Below are 3,102 nucleotides of genomic sequence, written 5' to 3'. Positions count from 1 at the left end.
ACAATTGGTCCTTGGATTAACTGGAATATTTTGTGTTTTTTAGTCAGCACAGTATCCCAAAGAATTAAAATCACAAGAGAAATAGCCGCAATTAATAATGCGCCAGGAGTTACCCATTCAAAGGCTTTTGCAAGTGCTGAAAAGGTATTTTCGCCATCTGTTTGTAAAAAGGAATCATCGCCTTCTGCATCTTTGTCGTATCCTAAAGCATGTGGTATTTGCTTTAGTACAATCAGCAGGCCGATACCCGTAAGCATACCCTTGATTACTGATGATGGGAAGAAATAGGCAATAAAACCAGCTTTGGCAAATCCCATAACTAACTGAATTACGCCGGCAATCACCACTGCTAGTAAAAATGTTGGCCATGAACCTAATGTGGCAATGGATGTAAGAACAATAACGGCTAATCCCGCTGCTGGTCCGCTAACTCCAAGTGCTGAACCGCTGGCCATTCCAACAATAATTCCACCAATAATCCCTGCTATGATCCCCGAAAAAAGTGGTGCTCCTGATGCAAGGGCAATACCCAGACAGAGAGGAACGGCCACGAAAAACACGACTATACTCGCTGGGAGGTCGCTTTTTAGTTCCTTAAACATGTTTTTTGATTCCATTTTCTATTTTTCTTTTGTAAATAATAAAACAAAGATAGTATCAATATTTAAAATGATAGTAATACTATCTCATTTAATTGTAAAACTTTTATCTACTTTTGTTAATCCGAAATAATTGAATGCACTTTGTATTCATAAATAAAAGATAATCCTATGGAATTACAGCTTCAGATTAAAATGAACGAGAAATTATTTGTTCGCAACCCTGAGCAGACAGATCTTGGCCGGAAAATAATACAAAACAGTATCCAGCTGATCCATGAGAACGGTTTTGAGGCTTTTACCTTTAAAAAACTTGCTGAAGTAATAGGCTCAACTGAAGCTGGTATTTACCGTTATTTTGAAAATAAACATCGTTTATTGATTTATCTTACTGCTTGGTATTGGAGCTGGTTAGAATTTCGCGTTACTTTTCATCTGAACAATATTTCTGATCCTGCGATCAAATTGAAAAAACTCATCCAACTTTTGGCTGCTAATGTAGTGGATGATGATACAACGCTGTATGTAAACGAAAGTTTGCTTCATCAAATTATTATTGCCGAGGGATCAAAGGCTTATCTTACTAAACATGTTTCTGAGGATAATAAGGATCAACTATTTAAGCCCTATAAGGATCTTTGTTCATTAATTTCGGGCATTATTTTGGAATATAGTCCGGCATATACCCATCCACGTTCACTCGCCACTACCATCATTGAAATGGCGCATTTGCAAGTCTTTTTTATGCACCATTTGCCATCGTTAACGGATTTCGCAAATAGTAAAGACGAGCAATTGGTTGTTCAGTTTTTGGAAGATCTCGTCTTTTCTAGTATTCGTTAGTGATTATCGTTTTAAAAAATCTCGATTTATATGGAAATGAATAGGTTTTAAAGGAATATAATTCCTTTAATAATGCTAGTCAATGGTATAAATTTCGTTATTTCGTGCATTAATTTAAAATTATGAAGATCAGCTATAAACCATTTGAGCTTAATTTAAGGCATCCTTTTACCATAGCTAAATTTTCTCGTACATCTACCCCAATCATGTTGATGGAGATTAGTCATGAGGGTTTTACTGGATATGGTGAAGCATCCATGGTTCCTTATATGGGTGAAAATATAGAGTCTGCCACCGCTTTCATGTCGAAAGTAGATATATCTTGGTTAAAAGCTCCTTTTGATTTCGATGAAGTAATCGCTTATCTCGATAGCATTGCCCCTGGAAACCCAAATATTAAAGCAGCAATTGATATCGCTTTACATGATCTGCGAGGAAAGATTGAACAAAAACCTTGTTATCAATATTTTGGTGCTGATCCTTCAAAAATGCCTCCTACATCTTATACGCTTGGAATTGATACCCCTGAAGTGCTCCTAGAAAAAATCAAGGAGGGTGAAGATTGCCATATTATCAAAGTGAAATTGGGTAGAGATAATGATAAGGAATTGATTAATACTATCCGCTCCGCGACTGATAAACCGCTTTTTGTGGATGCCAATCAGGGCTGGACGGATAAGCAGCAGGGACTTGATATGGTATGTTGGCTACACGAGCAAGGCGTGGTTTTAATTGAGCAGCCTATGCCTAAAGAAGACCTCGATTCAAACGCTTGGATCACTGAACGTAGTCCTGTAGCCATAGTTGGCGATGAATCTGTTCAACGTTTTGCCGATGTTCAAAAGGCACAAGGCGTTTATCATGCCATCAACATGAAACTGATGAAAAGTGCCGGTATGCATGAGGGTTATCGCATGATTATGAAGGCTAAGGAATTGGGACTTAAAACGATGGTGGGTTGTATGAGTGAAACTAGCTGCGGAACTTTAGCAGCTGCTGCTTTGGCACCGCTTTGTGATTGGGTTGATCTTGACGGACCATTCTTAACGAGTAATAATCCGTATAAAGATCCAGAATTTAAGAATGGAAGATGGGTTTTATCTGATTTACCAGGTTTGGGACTGATAAAAGGCTAGTTTTATTTTTTTTCAGGCTTATTTGTCAGGCTTCTCACGCTTTTAACGAGTCTGAATTTAAGATAAATAAGCATTCCTAATGGTGGTAACCCCGCAAAAACATATAGATAATACTTGTTTTTAAAAGACCAAGCCAAAGAAATCACCACCACAATAATGGCGATGTTCAGGAAAATATTGAATAAGATTTTTTTGAGCATAAGGAATTAATAAACCGGCATATCTGGTTCAAATTCTGCCTTCCAAGCAAGAATTCCACCTTTTAAATTATACAGATTGGTATAGCCTAATTGCTCAAGCTGGTTTAATGCTGCGGCACTTCTTGCTCCACTTCTGCATTGCATGATTACGGGTTTATCTTTGCTGACCTTATCCGCTTCTAATAATAGTCCCGCAAGTGGAATGTTTAAACCATTCAGATTAGACATTTCATACTCAAAAGTCTCACGTACATCAATCAACTGGAAATCTTCCTTGTTGTCGATCATCTTTTTTAGGTCCTGTACAGTTATTTCGTTCATGGT

5 protein-coding genes are annotated in these 3,102 nt (G+C 37.6%); 2 read left to right on the top strand and 3 right to left on the bottom strand.

The window, feature by feature from the left end; genetic code table 11:
• The coding region (locus tag ACILQF_RS12140; RefSeq protein WP_395627667.1) for a SulP family inorganic anion transporter at positions 1 to 617 on the bottom strand (617 nt) is incomplete at its 3' end.
• Between the two features lie 153 nt (positions 618 to 770).
• On the opposite strand from ACILQF_RS12140, the gene ACILQF_RS12135 reads away from it, so the two are divergent.
• Positions 771 to 1,442 (top strand): TetR/AcrR family transcriptional regulator, encoded by a 672-nt coding sequence (locus tag ACILQF_RS12135; RefSeq protein ID WP_395627666.1) that lies wholly within the window; start codon positions 771 to 773, stop codon positions 1,440 to 1,442.
• 122 nt (positions 1,443 to 1,564) lie between these two features.
• The gene (locus ACILQF_RS12130; protein ID WP_395627665.1) at positions 1,565 to 2,578 is read left to right on the top strand and encodes a dipeptide epimerase; all 1,014 of its coding nucleotides are present in this window, start codon (positions 1,565 to 1,567) and stop codon (positions 2,576 to 2,578) included.
• Positions 2,579 to 2,580: 2 nt separating this feature from the next.
• Here ACILQF_RS12130 and ACILQF_RS12125 read toward each other — a convergent pair whose 3' ends face one another.
• Positions 2,581 to 2,778 (bottom strand): DUF6358 family protein, encoded by a 198-nt coding sequence (locus tag ACILQF_RS12125; RefSeq protein ID WP_395627664.1) that lies wholly within the window; start codon positions 2,776 to 2,778, stop codon positions 2,581 to 2,583.
• Between the two features lie 6 nt (positions 2,779 to 2,784).
• Complete coding sequence (locus ACILQF_RS12120) at positions 2,785 to 3,099, bottom strand: rhodanese-like domain-containing protein (RefSeq protein WP_395627668.1); 315 nt, start codon at positions 3,097 to 3,099, stop codon at positions 2,785 to 2,787.
• Positions 3,100 to 3,102: the final 3 nt, after the last annotated feature.

Source organism: Daejeonella sp. (assembly GCF_044232565.1).
GTDB lineage: Bacteria > Bacteroidota > Bacteroidia > Sphingobacteriales > Sphingobacteriaceae > Daejeonella.
Note: the sequence above shows the minus strand (reverse complement) of the source record. Positions and strands in the feature narration are given on the sequence as shown.